This window comes from Jiangella alba (assembly GCF_900106035.1).
Taxonomy (GTDB): Bacteria; Actinomycetota; Actinomycetes; order Jiangellales; family Jiangellaceae; genus Jiangella; species Jiangella alba.
In genome coordinates, this window is record NZ_FNUC01000003.1 from 3,259,043 (window position 1) to 3,277,205 (window position 18,163).

Annotated in this window: 14 protein-coding genes, 1 pseudogene and 1 other annotated feature; of the genes and pseudogenes, 6 read left to right on the forward strand and 9 right to left on the reverse strand. The window is 67.9% G+C overall.

Annotated features, from left to right (window positions below; translation table 11 throughout):
* Window positions 1–10: 10 nt before the first annotated feature.
* Both BLV02_RS17410 and BLV02_RS17415 read right to left on the reverse strand, forming a co-directional pair.
* Window positions 11–991 carry a Gfo/Idh/MocA family protein gene (locus tag BLV02_RS17410; protein ID WP_176986525.1) on the reverse strand — a complete coding sequence of 327 codons (981 nt, stop codon included), beginning with the start codon at window positions 989–991 and terminating at the stop codon, window positions 11–13.
* 14 nt (window positions 992–1,005) lie between these two features.
* Window positions 1,006–2,142 (reverse strand): zinc-binding dehydrogenase, encoded by a 1,137-nt coding sequence (locus BLV02_RS17415; RefSeq protein WP_083289196.1) that lies wholly within the window; start codon window positions 2,140–2,142, stop codon window positions 1,006–1,008.
* Window positions 2,143–2,238: 96 nt separating this feature from the next.
* Here BLV02_RS17415 and BLV02_RS17420 point away from each other — a divergent pair, with 96 nt between their 5' ends.
* Genes BLV02_RS17420 through BLV02_RS17430 form a run of 3 tightly spaced genes read left to right on the forward strand, consistent with a single transcriptional unit; the run spans window position 2,239 to window position 5,550 of the window.
* Window positions 2,239–3,237: a LacI family DNA-binding transcriptional regulator gene (locus BLV02_RS17420; protein WP_069114843.1), complete on the forward strand. Its 999-nt coding sequence runs from the start codon at window positions 2,239–2,241 to the stop codon at window positions 3,235–3,237.
* 44 nt (window positions 3,238–3,281) lie between these two features.
* The gene (locus BLV02_RS17425; protein ID WP_083289198.1) at window positions 3,282–4,616 is read left to right on the forward strand and encodes an ABC transporter substrate-binding protein; all 1,335 of its coding nucleotides are present in this window, start codon (window positions 3,282–3,284) and stop codon (window positions 4,614–4,616) included.
* Window positions 4,617–4,650: 34 nt separating this feature from the next.
* Complete coding sequence (locus tag BLV02_RS17430; RefSeq protein WP_083289199.1) at window positions 4,651–5,550, forward strand: carbohydrate ABC transporter permease; 900 nt, start codon at window positions 4,651–4,653, stop codon at window positions 5,548–5,550.
* 192 nt (window positions 5,551–5,742) lie between these two features.
* On the opposite strand, the gene BLV02_RS17435 is transcribed toward BLV02_RS17430, so the two are convergent.
* The gene (locus BLV02_RS17435; RefSeq protein ID WP_069114845.1) at window positions 5,743–5,985 is read right to left on the reverse strand and encodes a hypothetical protein; all 243 of its coding nucleotides are present in this window, start codon (window positions 5,983–5,985) and stop codon (window positions 5,743–5,745) included.
* Window positions 5,986–6,079: 94 nt separating this feature from the next.
* On the opposite strand from BLV02_RS17435, the gene BLV02_RS17440 reads away from it, so the two are divergent.
* On the forward strand, window positions 6,080–6,898 hold the full coding sequence (locus BLV02_RS17440) for a hypothetical protein (protein WP_141711866.1): 819 nt from the start codon (window positions 6,080–6,082) through the stop codon (window positions 6,896–6,898).
* A 7-nt stretch (window positions 6,899–6,905) separates the two neighbouring features.
* On the opposite strand, the gene BLV02_RS17445 is transcribed toward BLV02_RS17440, so the two are convergent.
* The 3 genes from BLV02_RS17445 to BLV02_RS17455 all read right to left on the reverse strand — a co-directional run bounded on the left by BLV02_RS17445 (window position 6,906) and on the right by BLV02_RS17455 (window position 9,715).
* Window positions 6,906–7,367, reverse strand: a complete 462-nt coding sequence (locus BLV02_RS17445; RefSeq protein ID WP_069114847.1) for a hypothetical protein — start codon at window positions 7,365–7,367, stop codon at window positions 6,906–6,908.
* On the reverse strand, window positions 7,364–8,122 hold the full coding sequence (locus BLV02_RS17450) for a DNA/RNA non-specific endonuclease (RefSeq protein ID WP_141711867.1): 759 nt from the start codon (window positions 8,120–8,122) through the stop codon (window positions 7,364–7,366). Before BLV02_RS17450 ends, BLV02_RS17445 begins: the two co-directional genes overlap by 4 nt.
* Before the next feature lie 349 nt (window positions 8,123–8,471).
* A protein-coding gene (locus tag BLV02_RS17455; protein ID WP_141711913.1) for an IS3 family transposase occupies window positions 8,472–9,715 on the reverse strand; the annotation gives its coding sequence in 2 pieces (ribosomal slippage) (window positions 8,472–9,427 and window positions 9,427–9,715; 1,245 coding nt in all).
* Window positions 9,300–9,428, reverse strand: a sequence feature (AL1L pseudoknot). It overlaps the preceding gene by 129 nt.
* A gap of 61 nt (window positions 9,716–9,776) precedes the next feature.
* On the opposite strand from BLV02_RS17455, the pseudogene BLV02_RS17465 reads away from it, so the two are divergent.
* A pseudogene (locus BLV02_RS17465) lies at window positions 9,777–10,184 on the forward strand (sigma-70 family RNA polymerase sigma factor); the annotation flags it as partial.
* Window positions 10,185–10,188: 4 nt separating this feature from the next.
* Window positions 10,189–10,944: a hypothetical protein gene (locus tag BLV02_RS17470; RefSeq protein ID WP_074946409.1), complete on the forward strand. Its 756-nt coding sequence runs from the start codon at window positions 10,189–10,191 to the stop codon at window positions 10,942–10,944.
* Between the two features lie 63 nt (window positions 10,945–11,007).
* Here BLV02_RS17470 and mobF read toward each other — a convergent pair whose 3' ends face one another.
* The 3 genes from mobF to BLV02_RS17485 form a co-directional block, all read right to left on the reverse strand.
* Window positions 11,008–14,595, reverse strand: coding sequence for a MobF family relaxase (gene mobF / locus BLV02_RS17475; protein ID WP_216094492.1), 3,588 nt, complete (start codon window positions 14,593–14,595; stop codon window positions 11,008–11,010).
* A 764-nt stretch (window positions 14,596–15,359) separates the two neighbouring features.
* Window positions 15,360–16,757 carry a ParB/RepB/Spo0J family partition protein gene (locus tag BLV02_RS17480; RefSeq protein WP_069114066.1) on the reverse strand — a complete coding sequence of 466 codons (1,398 nt, stop codon included), beginning with the start codon at window positions 16,755–16,757 and terminating at the stop codon, window positions 15,360–15,362.
* A 518-nt stretch (window positions 16,758–17,275) separates the two neighbouring features.
* Window positions 17,276–18,013 (reverse strand): hypothetical protein, encoded by a 738-nt coding sequence (locus BLV02_RS17485; RefSeq protein ID WP_141711783.1) that lies wholly within the window; start codon window positions 18,011–18,013, stop codon window positions 17,276–17,278.
* Window positions 18,014–18,163 lie beyond the last annotated feature (150 nt).

Consider the following 18,163-nt stretch of genomic DNA (forward strand, 5'->3'; position numbering starts at 1 on the left):
CTCCTTGCCGTCAGGTCTGGGGAGCGCAGGCGACGACCTCACCTGTCTGGATGGACGCGATGGCGCTCTCGATGAGCTCCAGCGCCCGGAGGCCGTCGTCGCCGGATGCGGAAATGGGCGCGCCGGTCCGTATCTCGTCGAGCAGTTGCCGGATACGGAAGCGGAGCGAGTGGTAGAAGCCGTCGATTCCGCCCAGGATCGGGTTCTGAACGACGGTCGTGTCCTCGGAGTCGTGACGCATGAGCGTCAGCCGCTCGTACACGTTGTCGAGCACAGCGCGACCTTTCGAGCCGGCGATCTCGAATCGTTCGAACGGGTGAGAGGTGGTCATGTCGTAGCTGCCGTGCAGGCTGCCCACGGCGCCGGAGGCGAACCGCAGGTTGATCGAGCAACTGGACCACGTGCTCGACCTGGAGGTCGGCTTGGTCACGAACGCCTGGAGTTCGACGATCTCACCGGCGAAGTGACGCAGGATGTCGAAGGAGTGGCTGTGCAGTTCGCGAAGCTGGAAGTACGGCGTCTCGTCAACCGGGTTGGCCACCCAGAGGTTGAACGCGACCAGTAGCGGCTCGCCGATCTCGCCGGCGTCGATCCATTCCTTGAGCCGTCGTGCTGGGTGGACGAACCGGTGGTTGAGGTTGGTCGCGAGCACGAGACCTTGCCGCTTCGCCTCGTCGACCATCGTGCGTGCCTCGGCGATGTCGTTGGAGACCGGCTTCTCCACCAGCACGTGCGCGCCCGCCGCGAGCGCCTTCATCGTCGGTTCGAGATGCGCGCCGCCCTGCTCGAACCCCGCGGTGCACACCGAGACGAGGTCGACCTGCTCATTGGCGAGCATGTCGTCGACCGAGGCGTAGGTACGACAGCCCAGGCGCGAGGCCACGGCGTCGCGCTTCGCCTCGTTCCGGTCGACGGCGGCGACCAGCTCCGAATCCGCCTCCGAGGCGAAGACATCGGACTGCATCTGCCCGATTCCGCCGAGCCCGACCACGGCTACCCGAGTGCTCATCGAATGTCCTCCTGTTCGTCGCGGGTGAGCGCGACCTTCCCCGCCACCGCGGACTGGAAGACGTCGTAGGCGTCTTGTGCGCGGGACAGCGGGAACGTGTGCGTGAGCAGCCGCTCGACACCGATGCCGGCGCGCTGCTGCGACACCATGTCCTCGATCTCGGCGAAGTGGTAGAACCACGAGCCCAGTAGCGCGACGTCACGTGAGATCAGCTCGCCGCTCGGACTGATCGGAACCGAGCCCTGCTCGCCCACGCAGACCACGACGCCGCCCGGCCGAACCGTCGCAAGCGCTGCCTTGAGCGAAGTCGGCCGGCCCGCGCACTCGATCGCGAGGTCCGGCGCGGCGCCGATCGCCGCGACGATCCGCTTCGCCTGTTCGTCAGCGGGCGCGAGCGAGTCTTCGGCCGACAGTTGCACCACCGTTGTCGCGCCGAGTCGTCGAGCAAGCTCCAAACGGTCCGCCGAGATGTCGACGGCGGTGACGTTCGCCCCGAGGTAGGTCTGCATCAAGACGTTCCCCAGGCCCACCGGCCCGACGCCGAAGACGACACACGAGCCGGCAGCGCGCGTCCCCTCGGCAGTGGCTCCCACTCGCTTCGCGACATGGTGTGCCACTCCGAGTCCGTCGCCCGTGAGCAGCACACCCTGCTCCCACGTGATGTCGTCCGGGAGACGGAAGCACGCCAGAGCCTTGCTGATGATGTAGTCGGCGTGCATGCCCATGACGACGGAACGATCCGGGCAGTAGGTGTACTCGAGGCGTGCGCACGCGTCACACGCGCCGCAGCCCTGAACGGCGCTGACGCCGACCCTGTCACCGACCGCGACGGCGACCACGCCGTCACCGATCGCGTCGACCGTGCCGACGGCTTCGTGGCCGGCGTTGAGCATCGGACCGTCGGCGTGCAGCCCGCCCAGCTCGCTTCCGCAGAGCACGGACATCGCCACCCGGACCCGGACCTCTCCCGGCCCTGGCGTGGGGATCGGCTCGGTCCGAAGCGCGACCTTGCCCTTGCCTTGGAACCAGAGGGTCGAACCGACCCTCGTTCCTGTCGAATGCACCATCGCACCCTTTCCGGAACCACTTGTATGTGAGCCCTTACACATCGGGCGGGACCTATCTACCCACATGCTCTCCTCGACCGTCAAGGGCTGCCTCTTGACATGGACCAGCGCTGTCCGGTTCTATCTAGCATCGAACGTAAGCGCTTACAGATAAGGGGACTCATGGCGACGATCTACGATGTGGCTGCCGCCGCCGGCCTGTCGATCGGCACGGTGTCGCGGTTCCTCAACGAGGGCTACGTGAGCGCAGCAAGCCGCCGCAAGATCGAACGCGCCATCTCCGAGCTCGGGTTCGTGCCGAGCGGAGCAGCACGCACGTTGTCGACCAAGAAGTCGCGACTCATCGGCTTCGTCGTCTCCGACATGAGCAATCCGTTCAGCTCCGAACTCGCCAAGGCAGTGCAGGAACGCGCGGACGAGCTCGACTACTGCGCCGTCACCTACGGAACGAACCACGACGACGGCCGTGCACGCAGGGGCATCGAGACGCTCCGAGGCCACGGGGTCGACGGGCTGGTCGTCGGACTGCCTGAGTCGGCGCCGGCGAACGAGCTGTTGCGGTCGGTGGCCGAACAGGGCATCCCGCTCGTGCTCGTGGGCATGCGCGTCATGCACCCCAACTGCGACCGCGTCAGCACCGACACCTACGACGGCGCGATGCAGGCGATGGACCACCTCATCGACCTGGGTCACGAGCGGATCGGTTTCATCGGAGCGGCCGATCAGGGCAAGGGGCGGCGGAGGGCCTTCGTCGATGCCCTCACGCGGACCAGCTCGGCCATCGATCCCGAACTGATCGTCGAAGGACCGCTGACGCGGGAGGGCGGTCTCGAAGGCGCGTCCCGGCTTCTGTCCCTGGACCGCCCGCCGACGGCGATCTTCGCCACCAACGACGTGATGGCGCTGGGCGTGTACGAGGCGGCGTACCGCCAAGGGCTGCACGTTCCTCGTGACCTGTCCGTCGTGGGGTTCGACGACATCGACCTCGCGCGCCACGCGGTGCCCGCGCTCACTACCGTCAGCCAGCCGAAGACCGAGATGGGCCACGAGGCGGTCCGGTTGCTGGAAGCGCGCCTGACCGCGGAGACGCCACCGTCGTCGAAGGAGACCTTGTTCCGGTGCGGCTTGGTCGTCCGCGACTCGACCGCTCCCCCATCCTGACCACCCGCACTCCTCCAGCCATTCAGCGACGAAAGGTAAGGCGGATGAACGCATCGAAGCTGCCCCATGGCGTGGGCGCGATCATGTCTAGAAGGACTCTGCTCGGCGGCGCGACCGCCATCGCCGGCCTCGGCGCGCTGTCGCTGCTGCCGGGCTGCTCGTCCACCACGTCCAAGGCCAAGGGAAACCTCGATATCTGGACCAATCATTCCGACGAGGAGGCAGCAGCGATCCAGGGCATCATCGACGAGTTCACGCAGGCGAACACCGATATCAGGGTCAACCTGCTCAACGTCGGCGACGCCACCCAGTACTACACGAAGATCAACACATCGGCGGTAGGGCGATCCCTCCCCGACGTGTTCTACGTCCGCACCTTCGACGTCGCTTCGCTCGCGGCGAAGGGCTTCCAGGTCTCCATTCAGGACCTCGCCGACCAGAACGCCGAGGCCGTGGACGTGCCCGACCTGTGGCCCGCCCAAGTCGAGCAGATGTCGCTCGACGGCGAGATCTTCGCCCTGCCCTACGACTTCTCGAACAACGCTATCTACATCAACAAGACGATGTTCGAGGAGGAGGGCATCCCGCTCCCCACCGGCGAATGGGACTGGACCGAGTTCTGGGACACCGCAGCCCAGTTCGCGCGGACCACTAACGGCACGCAGGACCGCTGGGGTGCCAGCTACTACTTCAGCAGCTGGGTCTGGATCGGGTTCCTCGCGTCGAACGGCGGCCGCATGTTCAGCGACGACCTGGCCAGCTGCGTCGTCAACTCCCCGGAGAACATCGAGACCTTCGAACTCTTCCAGGCACAGCTGCAGAACGGCGCAGCACCCGCGCCGGGAGCGACGCCGGAGGGCGTCGACAGCTTCGGCGCCGGCCTCGTCGCCATGACCGTCAACGGATCCTTCGCGGTCCCCTACATCCGCGGCGTGGTCGCCGACAAGTTCGAGTTCGACGTCGTCAGGATGCCCACCGGCTCCACCGGCCGGCGCGATGTCGCAACTGCCGGTGGCGCGTGGGCCATGTCGTCCAGCGCCAACCAGGAGGCGGCCTTCGCTCTCATGACGCACCTGTCCAGCGAGCAGGCTTTGAACACCCTCATCGCCGAGCCCACCCGTTCGATACCAGGCCGGCAATCCTCGGCCGAGGAGTGGACGTCCGTGGCGACGAGTTCTGGGCTACCGCCCGCGAACATCGAAGTCTTCGCCGAGCAGATGAACACCGACGCCCTCAACCAGGCCTACCCCAAGTTCTGGACGGAGTTCGAGACCGCCTGGAACAACCGCACAGCAGGCATCGCCAACGGCGACTCCGTGCCCGAGGCACTGGCAGCGCTCGAAGAAGAGGTCAACCAGGCCGCGGCGCGGTACGCGTGAGACGTCGGCACCACAGCGAAAGGAGACCTGGAGTATGACCTCCATGACGGCGAAGCGTCGCGAGTCTGCGACCGGGTACCTGTGGTCGCAGGCCTGGCTCACAGGATTCATCCTCTTCGCTGTGGTGCCGATCATCGTGTCGCTCTACCTGGGCTTCACCGACTGGAACGGCGTACAGACACCACAGTGGGTCGGCCTGCAGAACTACAGGGAGATCTTCCGCGACCCGCTGTTCTGGCAATCGTCCCGCGTCACCCTCGTCTTCGCACTGCTCTACCTCCCGGCCAGCATCGTCATCGGCTTCGCCATGGCGCTGCTGATGAACCAGAAGTTGCGAGGCATCAGCGTCTTCAGGACGATCTACTATCTGCCGTCCGTCCTCTCCGGAGTCGCCGTCGCCGTGCTGTGGGGCTTCGTCTTCAACCGCGAGTTCGGCGTACTCAACTGGATCATCGGCTTGTTCGGCATCGCGCCCATCTCCTGGCTCAACGACCCGTTCTGGGTGCTCCCGGCCATGGTCATCATGCAACTCTGGGGCGTGGGCGCGAGCGTGATCATCTACCTCGGCGGCCTGCAGGGCATCCCCACGGAACTCTACGAGGTCGCTCGTCTCGACGGAGCCAACTGGTGGCGCACACTACGCGCGGTGACGCTACCGATGATGTCCCCCGTCTTCCTCCTGCAGATCGTGGTCGGAATCATCGGAACACTGCAGATCTTCACCCAGGCGTATGTGATCACGTCGGGCGGGCCGAACTACGGGACGTATTTCTTCTCGCTCAACATCTTCAACACGGCGTTCCAGCAGTTCCGGTTCGGCTACGCGAGCGCACTGTCCTGGGTACTGTTTCTCGGCATCGCCGCCATGACGGCAGTCGTGTTCCTCTCGTCGAAACGGTGGGTGTATTACGCCGGCGGCCGGGGACAGCGATAGACAGCGGGCACGGCATCCACGAGCTCCCATCGAGCTCGTGACGATCGTGCACAGGTCCCCGGCGACCGGCTAGCCGCGAAATGGCTGCCGCGCACCGCCGGGTCGCCGACGTCGGCTGCGTCTCGATCACCGCGGCGGCCATACCTCGGTCAAATCGTCGGTTGGAGTGCACCGAGGATCGTAACCCCGCAGTCAGCGAAAGCGCCGAGTCGTCGGGTCGCTCAGAACCAGCGTCCTGAGCTGGTCGCAGGCCTCGCTCTCCGACTCGAACGCCATCTCAGCGGTGCGCAGGCCTCGCTCGGCGTAGTAGACCGCCCAGCCAGACGGCATCTGCTCCAGAACGTAGGCCTCGGTCGGCGTTCCGCCGTCCAGCGAGTAGCTGTCCGGGTCGATCTGCTCGGCGTCGAACAGCGCTTGGAGTTCGGCCACGTTCACCGGCTCAACCTACGCCTCCTGGCCGACGCAGCGCCGGTGGTGGCCGCGCCGACCCACCTGTGGTGGCAAGGACGCCGGCGTCGAAGGAGTATCGATGGGCTTGATCGGTGCACGAGAATCCCATGCTGTGACGGGCGATCTGCACCTCTGGGTGCGCTACGACGGGGAGGAGACGCTGCCTGTGGGCGACGCCCGTACCCGGTTCCGGTGGACGGCCGAGTCCGTCGATGGCAACACCCGGGGCTGGTCTGCGTCCGGCCCGATGTATGGGCCGCCCGGCACGAAGGTGACGAGCGCGGACGCCTTGCAGGCGATCGCCTGGTCGCTGGCCAAGGCTGCCGAGGGAGAGGGGCCAGGGGTCGGCATGCTCGGCGACTACCCCGACTGGCTGATCGAGATCGCGCGCCGAAATGTCGAGGAGTTGCACGCAACTGTGGCCGCGACGGGCTCTGTCGCGGCGGCTGAGCGGGAGACAGCCAACGACCTCGACGGACCCGAGGCCGACCTGCTGGCGGTCGAGGTCGCGCGCGAGGTACTGCGCCGGGCACACGACATTCTCGCGGCCGATATCGGGCGTGCCGAAGACATCGCCGTAGCTCACGATGTCGCCGAACGGGCGAACCCAGAGGTCGTGATCGCCCATCCCGACGACCCGTTCGACCTGCCGCTCTATGAAGGGCGTGCCGCCGAGGCGCACCTGCGCCTCGGGCCAGGCGTCTACCCGGCCCGAGACAAGCAGGACGTCTCCGAGATGGTCGTGGTCGTCGGCACGTCGCCGTTCTCCGACACCGGGCTGGCCTCGGCCGCATTCCCCGCCCTCAGCCAGGCCTCTCCCCCACGGCGTGCCCGGTTCATGCCGATGGGCCAGTCAACGAACGGCGCGGACCGCCCAGACCCGGGCATCGATCGCTAAGCTGAGCTCAGGCGGACGTTCCGGCGCGGGCCGGGTGCCAGGCCGGCAGATGCGCCTCGTCACGCGGGAACTGCCGGTGGTCCTTGAGCATCAGCGCCTCGTCGGCGTCGCCTCCGGCGTTGGGATCGTCGTCATCGACCATGCCGCCCAAGGGCGGGGTGTCGTAGTCGTAGACGGCTCTCACCACCGAGCGGTTGGCGGCGTCGACGGTGAACGTGGCGTTCCACCAGGTACCTTCGCCGGGCGTGTACATGGCCTTACGCAGTGCCCGGGCGGCGTGGTTGGCGTCGTCCGGAGGTTCGAGGTCCTCCGTGCTGCCGTCGGGCATCGTGGCCTCGAAGCTGCTCTCGATCAGGTCGCCGGCGGCCGTGACGTCCAGCGTCAGCGTGTTCCAACCACCCGGCACCTCGTCCGCGGCGATCATGGCTTCTCCAACCGCCTTCTCCAGCGGCTGATCGGGGATGCTCACGATGTCTCCTCCGGCGGGTCGTTGTAGAGCGTCACCTTACGGCTCTTCTCGCCCTCGATCTTGTAGTAGACGCTAATCCAAACCGGCCGCCGCGAATCCTCGTCGAAGGCCAGCTTGAGCTTTAGGTCGACGGTCTTGCCGCGGCGGACGGCGCGGCCCCAGCGCCGTTCCAGAGCCGCGAACTCCTCCCGGTTCAGCGTCTGACTCATCGGCACGAGGTTGAGCTTGTCGCCGATGCCGCCGAGCATTCTGGCGATCAGGTGGCCGGCATCGTCGCCGTCGAGCTTCCCCGTCAGCGTCCGCTGTGCGTACTTGTTCCGCTTCCCGGGTGCAGAGCCGGTTAATGTCGCCTCTGTGATGACCACCCGGCCCTGTTCGTCGGTGGTGTACACGACCGCCTGGTCGTCGACGACGATGACGTGGTTGGCTGGCGGATTCCGCCGGATCCGAGCATCGGTCCGACTGGTACTCGAGATGTGGATGACGGGAAGTCGCTGAGGCGGCTGCTCGTGGGACGGAACGGTCGTCGAGACGGGCGGAGCGTCGCCGTCGACCGGGCGGATCACGTGCTCCAACTCGTCGATCGCCCCCGACAGGACCGAGCCGAGTTCGTCGCCCAGGCCGCGGACGTCGGCGAGCATCCCGCGCACGATCGGGTCAAGATCGGCTGCCGCGCCCTGGGCGGGTGTTCGCCGGGTGGCACGCTCGACCAGGCGGCGTAGGTTCTCCGCGTCGCCGGTCAGGATGTCGATCACGCTGTCGACCTCATGCGGCACGGCTTCGTCTCGCACCTGCCGCAGCCCGTCCGCGCCGTCTCGGATGGGCCGATCACTCACACGACCACCGCCCCTGTTCGTGGTCAGACGAGGATCTCACAGCGGTTGGTGTCGAGAAGCTGGTTCCGCCTCGCATGCAACGTCGAGTCTGGGCCAGGTGTTTGACTTGGTGGGAGGTGTGTGGTGGGCGATGTGGAGGCGCCGAGTTTCGACGCGTGGGCGCGCGTGATCGGACCGCGACTGCGGCGTGCGGCTCTGCTGCTTACCGGGAACGTCCACGACGCTGACTGAACCGCCCCGGGATGTCCGGACACTTCGGATCGTGTCTCTACCCGGTCGGGATGAGACGGTTTCGTGCAGCGTAGTGTGCGGCTTCGACTTCGATCGGTGTGAGGTCGTCGATGGATTCGTGGGTTCGCTCTTGGTTGAACCAGTGGACCCAGTTGAGGGTTTCGAACTCGACGTGCTCGACGTCGCGCCAGGGTCCCTCGTGGCGGATCAGCTCAGTCTTGTAGGCGCCGATCTGGGACTCGGCCATGGCGTTGTCGTAGGCGTCACCCACCGAACCTACCGATGCGTCCACGCCGGCCTGCAGTAGCCGGGTGGTGAAGGCGAACGAGGTGTACTGGGAGCCGGCGTCGGTGTGGTGGACCAGGCCGGACAGGTCGGTGATGCCGGCCTGGCGGCGTGACCAGATGGCGTGTTCGAGGGTGTCGAGCACGAGTTGCGTGCTCATGCTGGTTGCTGCTCGCCAGCCGACGATCATCCGGGAGAACACGTCGAAGATGAACGCGACGTAGACGGTGCCGGACCAGGTCGCGACGTAGGTGAAGTCGGCCACCCACAGCTGGTTCGGGCAGGTGGCGGTGAAGTCGCGATCGACCAGATCGGCTGCTCGGGCGTCCTTCGGGTCAGGGATCGTTGTCCGCGTTCGCTGGCCCCTCAGCGCGCCCTGCCAGCCGTTTGCTGTCATCAGCCGCTCGATCGTGCACCGAGCCACGTCATGGCCGGCTCGGCGCAGGTGCAGCCACATCTTGCGGGCACCGAACCGGGCGACGAACCGCTGCTCACGCGCCGCGGCGATCAGTTCGATGATCTGCGTGTCGCGCAGCGCCCGCTTCGACGGCTCACGGCTGCGGACCTCGTAGTAGGTGGACGGGGCGATCTTGATCCCGTGCTCGGACAGCACGCGGCAGATCGGCTCGACCCCGAACTCCTCACGGTGTTCGTCGACGAACGCCGTCAGAACCTGGACGGGCGGTCGAGCTCCGCCGCGAAGAAAGCCGACGCACTCTTGAGGATCTCGTTCGCCCGGCGCAGCTCGGCCACCTCGCGCTTGAGCTCCCGGATCTCCGCCAGCTCCTGTGTGGTCCTGCCCGGCCGGGAACCGCCATCGACCTCGGCCTGACGGACCCACTTACGCAACGTCTCGGCCGACCCGATCCCGAGCTTGCCCGCGATCGTGCGGATCGCCTCGAACTCACTCGAGAACTGCCCCTGCTCCATCGACTCCGCTACCGCCCGGACCGCCCGCTCACGAAGCTCACGCGGGTACTTGCTGGGACGCGCCATGACCTCATCCTCCAACTAATGAAGTCTCCGGACATCCCGGGGCGGTTCAGACGATCTCGTTCAGGACGCGCTGGTGCGCGTGTTCGCGAAGTGGCGGCGCATCCGCGACATGGAGAACCCCGACTGCTACGCACAACGGGTCCTGGTCAACCGGCATTTGTCGCTCGAAGGTCGGTTGCAGCGGTTCAAGGCGCGGCGTGAGGTCCTGATCGGCAGCGACCCGGCCGCGGGGCCACCGTTGGATGCAGCGCTGATCGCGCGGGCCGACCTGCGGCGGGCGTTGCTGACGCTTGGGCCGCGGCAGCGGGCGGTGATCGTGTTGCGCTACTACCTGGACCTCCCAGATGCGGAGGTCGCCGAGATCCTCGGCTGCAGTGCGTCCACGGTGCGCAGCCAGGCACACCGGGCGCTGGCGGCGTTGCGGCGCAGCGTCGAGGTCGATGAGTACGACATCGAGAGCGGGAGGTGACCTCATGCTCACTGCAGAGGAACGGGCGATTTCGGACGCATTGAAGGAGTCGACGGCTGACATCGACTTCGACGACGCGATGCTCGCCGAGGTGGTTGACCGAGGACACCGCCTGCGCTGGCGAAAGCGCACGTTGGGTGCGGCCTTCGCCGCCGGGACAATCGCGCTCGCAGGAGCGGGAGTCGTCCAGGTCTGGGATCGCCCCGACAGCGGCCCGGTGGCCGCGCCCGAGGCCACCGCGTCGCCCACGACGCCGGCCAGGCCGAACGCGGTGATGCTCGAAGCGTTCGAGACCACCAGGTCCGTAGTGGAGCCGCTGCTAGCGGTGAACGACTCCCGCTACCGCGAGGAGCAGTTCCAGCTCGCGCTGAACAACGAGACCGGCGATGCAATCCTCTATCTCCCGTACACAGGACGCATCGATCCCACGGAGGTCGGCGTCATCGACGTCGAGCAGCTGGGCACCGACGCGGTCTCCGCGGCCCGGGCCACGCCGGGCGCCGCACCGGTAGTCCCGGTGATCGGCGTCGCGCTCTTCGACGAACTCAGCGCTGTGTCCGCGCGTCTGTTCGCCACCCGCGCGCAGTGGCAGACCGAGCCCAACGGCGTTCTCTGGACCGTACCGGAACCCGACACCGTCAGCATCGGCGTCGGCGTCACCGCGCTCGAGGTCGCCGCGAATCTGCCCCCGACCATGCAGCTCGCCTCCGGCGCCACGGCCACCATCCGCATCGAGAAGTCCTCCATCCACTTCGAATGACCTTGAGTACTCCCGCGTGCAGCCGCCCGCGACCGACATTGCCGGCGGCCCTGACGTCTGACGTCAACGCTGGCCCTGGTCGACCTTGACGGGTTCATTGACGATGCCCCCCGCGCTGACCTCGGGCCTGTTCAGTGCGCGTGCCTCTCGCAGAGCTCGCTCGGCGCGGTGGAAGTCGATGAGTTCGCGATCGTCAGTGGGCCTCGGGCCGGTGGGGTGATCGTCGGTGACGCCACGAAGGTCGCGGTAGGCGGCGATCAGGCGGACGCAGTTGGTCCAGGCTCGGTACGCGGCCGGCTCGCGCGGGCGTCGGCCGCATCGACGCACCCACTCCTGATCGTCGGCAACCGCGGCGGCGGCGAGCTCGTCCGCGCGGTGCTCGATGAGTCCGTCCAGTTCGGCGAGGGCGGCGTTGACGTCGTCGGCGATCAGGCCGGCCGCCCGTGGGATGAGGCCGACGATGAGCCGCTGCCGTCCTGGCACGGTTCGTGGGGCGCGGCTGGCGTCGGTGAGCCGGCGCACTCGATACCGCAGGACGGTCGTGAGGTCGTCAACCTCGTCCAGCCGCCCGGAAAGCACTGCTTGTCGTGTCACCGCGGCCGGGTTGAACCCTGCTGCCCAGGCCCGGCGCAGCGTGCTGACGAGCGAGCCGAACGCTTCGCTGCTGACGACGGTCTCCAGCCGGTCTTCATCCAGCCCGGCGTCGGAGAGCATGGTGGCGACGTGGTCGGCCTGGGCGTGCTCGGCGATGGTCTCGTACTCGGCGGCGAGCTGAGAGAGGCTGCTCCAGTGGTCTTGCTCGGCGGCGAGGGTCTCGTGGGCAGAGAGCTCGCTGCCAGTGTGCTTGAGAACGGCGCGCAGGATGTCTCCCGCTGTCGGATCCTCGATGCCCGCTTTCTGGTGGTCTTCCAGATGGGCGCGGTCGGTGGCGACGTAGGCGATGTTGCTGTGGCGGCCGCGGGTCATCGCCACGTAGAGCGCTTCTCTGGTCATGGAGCTGGAACCGACGATGACGTGCGCGGTGTCGACCGTGCTGCCCTCGGCGCGATGGGTGGTGATCGCGTACCCGAGGTCGAGGTACTCGGCGACGTACCAGGCCGGGAGCGTGACGGTGCCGTGCCAGGTGCTGCCGGCCCGGCGCATGCTGACGGCGCCGTCGAGGTGGCAGGCGGTGACGACCCAGCGGTCGCCGTTCTTCACCCAGCTGCGGCCGATGCTGAGCCTGCGCTCATTGCGACGGGTGATGACGACGTCGCCTTGGCCGGCGCGGTTGCCGTCGGCCAAGGCGACGCCGGTGTCGGCGACGAGACCGGCGAGGACCCGGTCGTTGCGGGCGCGCGCGTTGAGCGCCGCGACGGTCTCGCTGTCCTCGGCGATGAGCGACGTGATGCGACCGGCGTCCAGGTCAGCCTGCCAGGCCCGGTACGCGGCCTCGAGCATCTCGTCGTGGTCGCCGCCGGCCACCCGCCCGCGCTTCTGGTAGGTCGCGACGGCGCTGGGCCGACCCAAGCGGAGGCTCAACGACGCCGACTTCTCCCACCGATGGACGAACCGGCGCGCGTCGGTGAGCCGCGGCGCGTCGTCGCGTGACCGCGCCAGCAGCCCGAACGCCCCACTGGTGTCGACGGCATCGAGCTGCGCCCAGTCCCCCACCAGCACCAGCTTCGCGCCCGCCTCCGCCACGTGCGCGGCGATAGCGTCGAGCGCGAACGTCCCGGCCAGCGACGCCTCGTCGAGTACGACGAGCTGCCCCGGACGCAGATCCCACCGCCCATGCCGGTGCTCGTGCAGCCACTTCGCCGTCGTCTCGGTCTCGACCCCGAGGTCGGCGGCGAGGACCTCGGCCGCCGTGGCTGACGGCGCGAGGCCTATGACGTGGCCGGTGCCCGGCTGTGCCTCCCAGGCGCGGCGCAGCCCGCTGAGCGTTGTCGTCTTGCCCGTCCCGGCCGGCCCGACGAGCACGTCGACGACGCGTGCGGAGGTAGCGAGCTTCTCGACTGCGAGCACTTGGTCGGCGGCGAGCACGACGCCGTCGTCGTGGTGGCCGACCCCGCGTGCGACGACCTCCAGGTCGACGGTCGGCGCAGTACGGGTGTTGGCCAGCCGCAGGAGCCGATCCTCGGCAGCGAACACGGCCGCCGAGGAGTACACGGCGCCGTACTTGGGCCGGAAGACGCTCGATCCGTCAGCGCGCTGGAAAGCCTCTGGCGTGGACGCCAGCTCCGGCGGCGTCAGACGTAGCGACGCCTTCTCTGCCGCGTCGACGACCAGCCCAATGACGGCCTCCCGGTCACTGGTCGTCGCGAAGCGCAGGTGCATCAGCTGCCGGGACGTCTCGGCGTGGAGATTCCACCTCCGCCAGGTCGGCCGCCGGTCCCCCACTCGTTCGACCACAATGGCCGCCAGCTGCACCAGTTCGTCCTGCGGCAGGTCGTCGGCACGGAGGACGGCGCGCCCGTTCCCCGCCGCGATGAGGTTCGACGTCCAGGCGACTGGGTCGGTATCGACGAGCGGGCCTGCACGGGTGCGCCACAGTGCAGTCAGCTCGGACAACGAGCGCACCGTCTTGTCCGGACGCGTGGCCAGCGTCGCCTGCTGTCGCAGCCGCAACACCGTTCGTTGCGAGGGGCGCCGGCCGTGCGACCGGACGTACGCGTCGATGAGCCGGTCCTTCTCCACCTCGATGTCCGCGGCCCGAGAAGAGAACTCGCGCACCAGCTCGTCGCCGACCCCGGCGATCTCCCAGGCCGGATTGCGGTCCCGGCCGCGGTCTCGCTGTTCCCACTGGACGCCGAGATCGCGGGTGAGCGTGTCGGCCAGGACGGCGTTGTAGTGCTCGGACAGCGCGACCACGGCCGCGTGCATCGGCCGGCCGTCGAGCGTGCGCCACACGCCGTCGCGGCCCTGCACACGATTGGCGATGACGACGTGCGTGTGCAGCTGCGGATCCGCGGCTCTGGAGTCGTAGTGGTCGAACGCCGTCGCCACGACGCCGCGGGTCTCGACCTGTGCGACACCGCCACGGCCGGTACGCGTCATCGCGACGTCGCGTTCCAGCATGTCGATGACGTCGGCGACGGCGGCGTGATGTGCCTGCACGATCAGCGCCTGGGACCCGATGTCGGCGAGCGCCCAGAGCACCGAGACCGATTTGGGCACCGAGAACGTGTAGTCGTAGCCGGCCACCGTCCGTGGACTCGAGCGCGCCTCTTCCTCCGCCGTGAGCTCCTGGATGCGCATGTCGCGCTGTTCCGGCGAGAGCGCAGGATCGAGGGCGGCCGTGCGGATGGCGATGCGTTCGGCGAGCGGCTTGAACTGGAAGTATGCCCGTCCCAGCGGTTCGTCCGTCAGTGGGTCGTGGCCCTCGCCCAGCAGACGGCGTAGCTGCCGCTCGGTCACCACGTCGCCGGGCGCCAGTGACCCGTCGCCCAGACCGCCGACCCCGGTCCCGATCCAGTAGCCGGGCGGAGTGCCCTTCTCCTGGTAGTACCGGGTCAGCGGCGTCGACAGCGACCGGTCACCATCGCCGGCCGCCACCGACGTCAGCAGGTACCGATATCCCGCGCCCGCGCTCATCACCCGCATCGACACCGTCACCGACCACAGGTACGCGGCCGCGATCAGTACCTGTGCGGCCGAGGCTCCTGGCAATCGCCAGGAGTGCGTTAGCCCCGAGCTTGAGGCCGTTCCAGCACGTCAGCAGCACGACGAGGTTCAACCAGCCGGTGCCGCCCCACTCCAGGACCTGAACGCACAGGGCGGCGACAGCGAAGTGGCCAGCGGCCAGAGACGCAGCCAGGACGCCGGACCGCATGGTGGGCCGGTCGCGCAGTCGTCGCACGTGACGGTTGGTCGGGAACCTCTGCGACCAGCTGTAGACGGCGGTACCGAGGTTGAGGAGAAGGTTCACGTTGCAGCCTCCGACGTCGCGGGCGCACCCATGGATCATGCGGATGGCCGGATCCGTCGCCCCGAAGGAGCGTCCTACAACGTCGATGACACCGACCTGGAAGAGTTCTCACTCTACCGCGACGGCCCTGTCGCAGCACGCGACAGCGATGCGACACCGCAGCGACGCGACCGCGCCAGCGGCCGGCGACGCCAGGGGCCGCCAGGCCCCCGTCGGGCAAGTGCAAGACGTGTGCAGTTCTACGCACTTGCCTGAGGCGGGGCACAGCCGGGCGCGTAGAACTGCGGGAGACCAAAGTCGCTGTGCACGGGTGGCGCTCGGCAGCGTGCCGGTCCAGGGTGGACGCGGTTGTGCCCCAGCCTGATTCGGACAGGCTGGGGCACAACGCATGCGCACCGGTTCTCAGTGCTTCCGGCTCTTGTGCTCCTCCTGAGCGAGGTAGAGCCACGAGGCGGGCGCGTGCCACGATGCGCCGATGTCGTCGACGGAGACCACCGACACCAGCTCACCGCACAGGTGGCAGACGCCTACGAACGCCATCGGCACGGTCAGTCCTGGAACGGGTGCTCGGTGATGATCCGCTCGACGTCGGCCAGCTCGTAGCCCAACCGGCGAGGGCGCGCAGGTGATCCGCAGCCTCGCGGGTCGGGTTGCGCCACGAGTGGCGGTCGAGTCCTGCCTCCACGGCGGCGAGGACCACGCCGAGCGCGAGGACCTGCGCGCGTGCCGGGGTGGCTTTCTCGGCCGCTTCGAGGATCGGGGACTGGCCGTGGCTCAGCGGTTTGTCGTGGCCGAGCAGCACGGCGAGCAGCTGGTTGTTGTCGCGGACGGCCTTGCCGACGTAGTAGTTGCTGGCCAATGTGGTCCGCAGGATGTGCTGAGCGGCGTCCTTTGGCGCGGTCTTGCGGGTGAGGAACGTGCGCAGCCACTCGCGGCGGACCTCCTCGGCGGCTGCCCACGCCTTGTTGGTGGCGACGAGCTCCCGGCGTTCGTGCTTCTCCTCCTCGGTCATGGGGCCGGTGACCCGTTCGTTGCGGTGCTGGTGCCCGTGCATGCGCCAATCGGCGCACATCCACCGCAACATGGTCCGCTCCTCGCGCAGGTGGATGATCTGCGCGCCGTGGCCCTCGCACTCGGCATGCGAGTCCTCGGTGAACACCTTCCCGTCGCCGTCGAGCAGTTCGTACAGCTCGGCGGTCTCCGGAGCGTAGTGGGCTTCGCTGTCCAGGACCCGCACCCCCTGCTCGGCCAAATCGGCCGCGCGGGCCGCGACGGCCTCGCGCTCGACGCGGTGCAGACGCTCCTTGTGCGCGACGTGGTCGAACCCGCCTTCGGTTGCGGCCTCGATCAGCCGGGACACGGCCTCCTCGTCGTCGGAGAACTCCGTCAGAGCGGCCGCCTGATCCAGGGTCAGCGGGTGCTCACTGAGCGCCTTCGTCGCGGTCGCGTCGGCACGGACGGTCAGTGCGACCTCGACCTGGGCCTGGGTGGTGCTGACCTTCTTGGCGATCGTCTTCTCGCTGAGGCCGAGCAGGTGCAGCTGCTCGAACGCGGCCGCCCGGTCCGCCTCGTTGACGCCTGCGCGCTTGTCGTTCTCGACGAGTTGCTTAATGATCCGGTCGGCCTTCGCCGTCTTCTCCGCCTCGGCCCGGTTCTTGGCCACGAGGGCGGGGATCGTCGCCCGCCCGGCCTTGATCGCGCCGAGCGTGCGGCGCTGACCCCACACGAGCTCCAAGCGGCCCGCGTGCTCACCCTCGGCGAGCCGGTAGGTCGTCACCGGAGTGATGACACCGTGGTTCTTGATGGAGGCCACGAACTCGTCGTCCAGCACCACGTCGGTGCGGATGTTCTCCCCGATGAGGATGTCCTTCGGGTCAACCTCGATGATCTCTTCGTACTGCACGTCCGTGCTCCTTCCGGTCAGTTGTGCCGTGCGGTCGGGGGCGTTTTGTGCCCCTGACCGGCGGCGTGCCGGTATCACGGCCGTAGAGGCTCGCAATCAAGGGGCGGCCGAAGGTCGCTCGCGCAGCGACGCCAAGATGTTTTGGTGGCAATGCGATAGCGAACCACCAAAAGATCTTGGCGCCCTTGATTGTGAGTCGGCCGTGATACGGGCGGGTGAGACGCGAGGCCTACCTAGGCGGGCGCCTTGGTCGCGTCCCCAGCCAGGCACATGCCGGCGGACCGGCCCGGCGGTGATGCGTACTCACCGGCCGGGGCGCGCTCGCTCATCTGGGGAGTCGTCAATCAAGCGCGCCAGCTACAGGTCCGGACGGCCCGTGTCGAGAGCGAGATCCCAGAGCGTGAGCCCGTAACTCACCGCCGTCATCAGCGCGGCGCCGTGCAGCAGGGAGCTCGGGCGTGGCGCTCCACTCAGCGGGCCAAAAGTTCGGACGGCTGAGCAGCCCCGGCGAAGACGGCCTAGCTCGTCGACGTCGTTCGACGGCGCCGCCGGCTTCTCCACAGGTACTCGATGTTCGCGGCGAGGCCAGCTAACACCACGGCAGAAAGGAACGCTACGCCGGCGAGCTCCGCGATCGACAGACTTCGCAGATCAGTATCTGGCGAATCAGGGGCCCCCGTCGGGGCCTCGGTCGGGACTTCAGTCGGCGTCTCGCTCGGGGACTCGCTCGGCGTCTCGCTCGGGGACTCGCTCGGGGACTCGCTCGGCGTCTCGCTCGGGGACTCGGTCGGCGTGTCAGTTGGCGCATCGCTGGGGGCGCTCCCGCCGGTCTCGATCGTCAGCTGGCCAGACTGCGTGAGAACTGCCGCTCCGAGGACACCGATCAACGCCGCAAGGAAGGCCCCGATCAAGCCATTGACGAGCGGCCGCCTCCAGTCGGCCCGCGGCCGAGACGGCATATCCTCATCGTCCACCGTCGCGTCAGAGATCTCGTCCGAGCTCTCATTGGTGCTCTCGTCCTGGGCTTTGACCGCCGCTATGCGGATGGTCGCCAAACGTGCCATCTCGCCTGCGACCGTCGTCATGGCGTCTTGAAGTTCGCGACGCCCTGGCGATCTGGTCAACAACTGATCGTGTGCCGAGCGCAGTTGCTCGATGCGGCGGCGCAGTCGACCCTGGGCAGTGAATTCGTGAATCCAGCGCCCGGCGCCTAACAGGCCCGTAATGGCCACAACGAGCGCCGCGGCTTCTCCCACGGGCGAACCGTAGCGGGCACCCAGGATAGAACTGGGCAAGGCCGACAGAAGTACCGCAAGTACGTCCTCCCGCGAGTTCAGGTCCTAGGGACTCAGGTCGTCGCAGCGCCCTTGTTCCGGATGCTCCGACACCGGCCTTCCATGCGGCAG

Excerpts from the sequence above, each read along its gene's own strand:
- BLV02_RS17420 (WP_069114843.1), top strand. The coding sequence starts at position 2,239 with ATGGCGACGATCTACGATGTGGCTGCCGCCGCCGGCCTGTCGATCGGC.
- BLV02_RS17415 (WP_083289196.1), bottom strand. The coding sequence starts at position 2,142 with ATGTGGGTAGATAGGTCCCGCCCGATGTGTAAGGGCTCACATACAAGT.
- BLV02_RS17470 (WP_074946409.1), top strand. The coding sequence starts at position 10,189 with ATGCTCACTGCAGAGGAACGGGCGATTTCGGACGCATTGAAGGAGTCG.
- BLV02_RS17430 (WP_083289199.1), top strand. The coding sequence starts at position 4,651 with ATGACCTCCATGACGGCGAAGCGTCGCGAGTCTGCGACCGGGTACCTG.
- BLV02_RS17440 (WP_141711866.1), top strand. The coding sequence starts at position 6,080 with ATGGGCTTGATCGGTGCACGAGAATCCCATGCTGTGACGGGCGATCTG.
- BLV02_RS17425 (WP_083289198.1), top strand. The coding sequence starts at position 3,282 with ATGAACGCATCGAAGCTGCCCCATGGCGTGGGCGCGATCATGTCTAGA.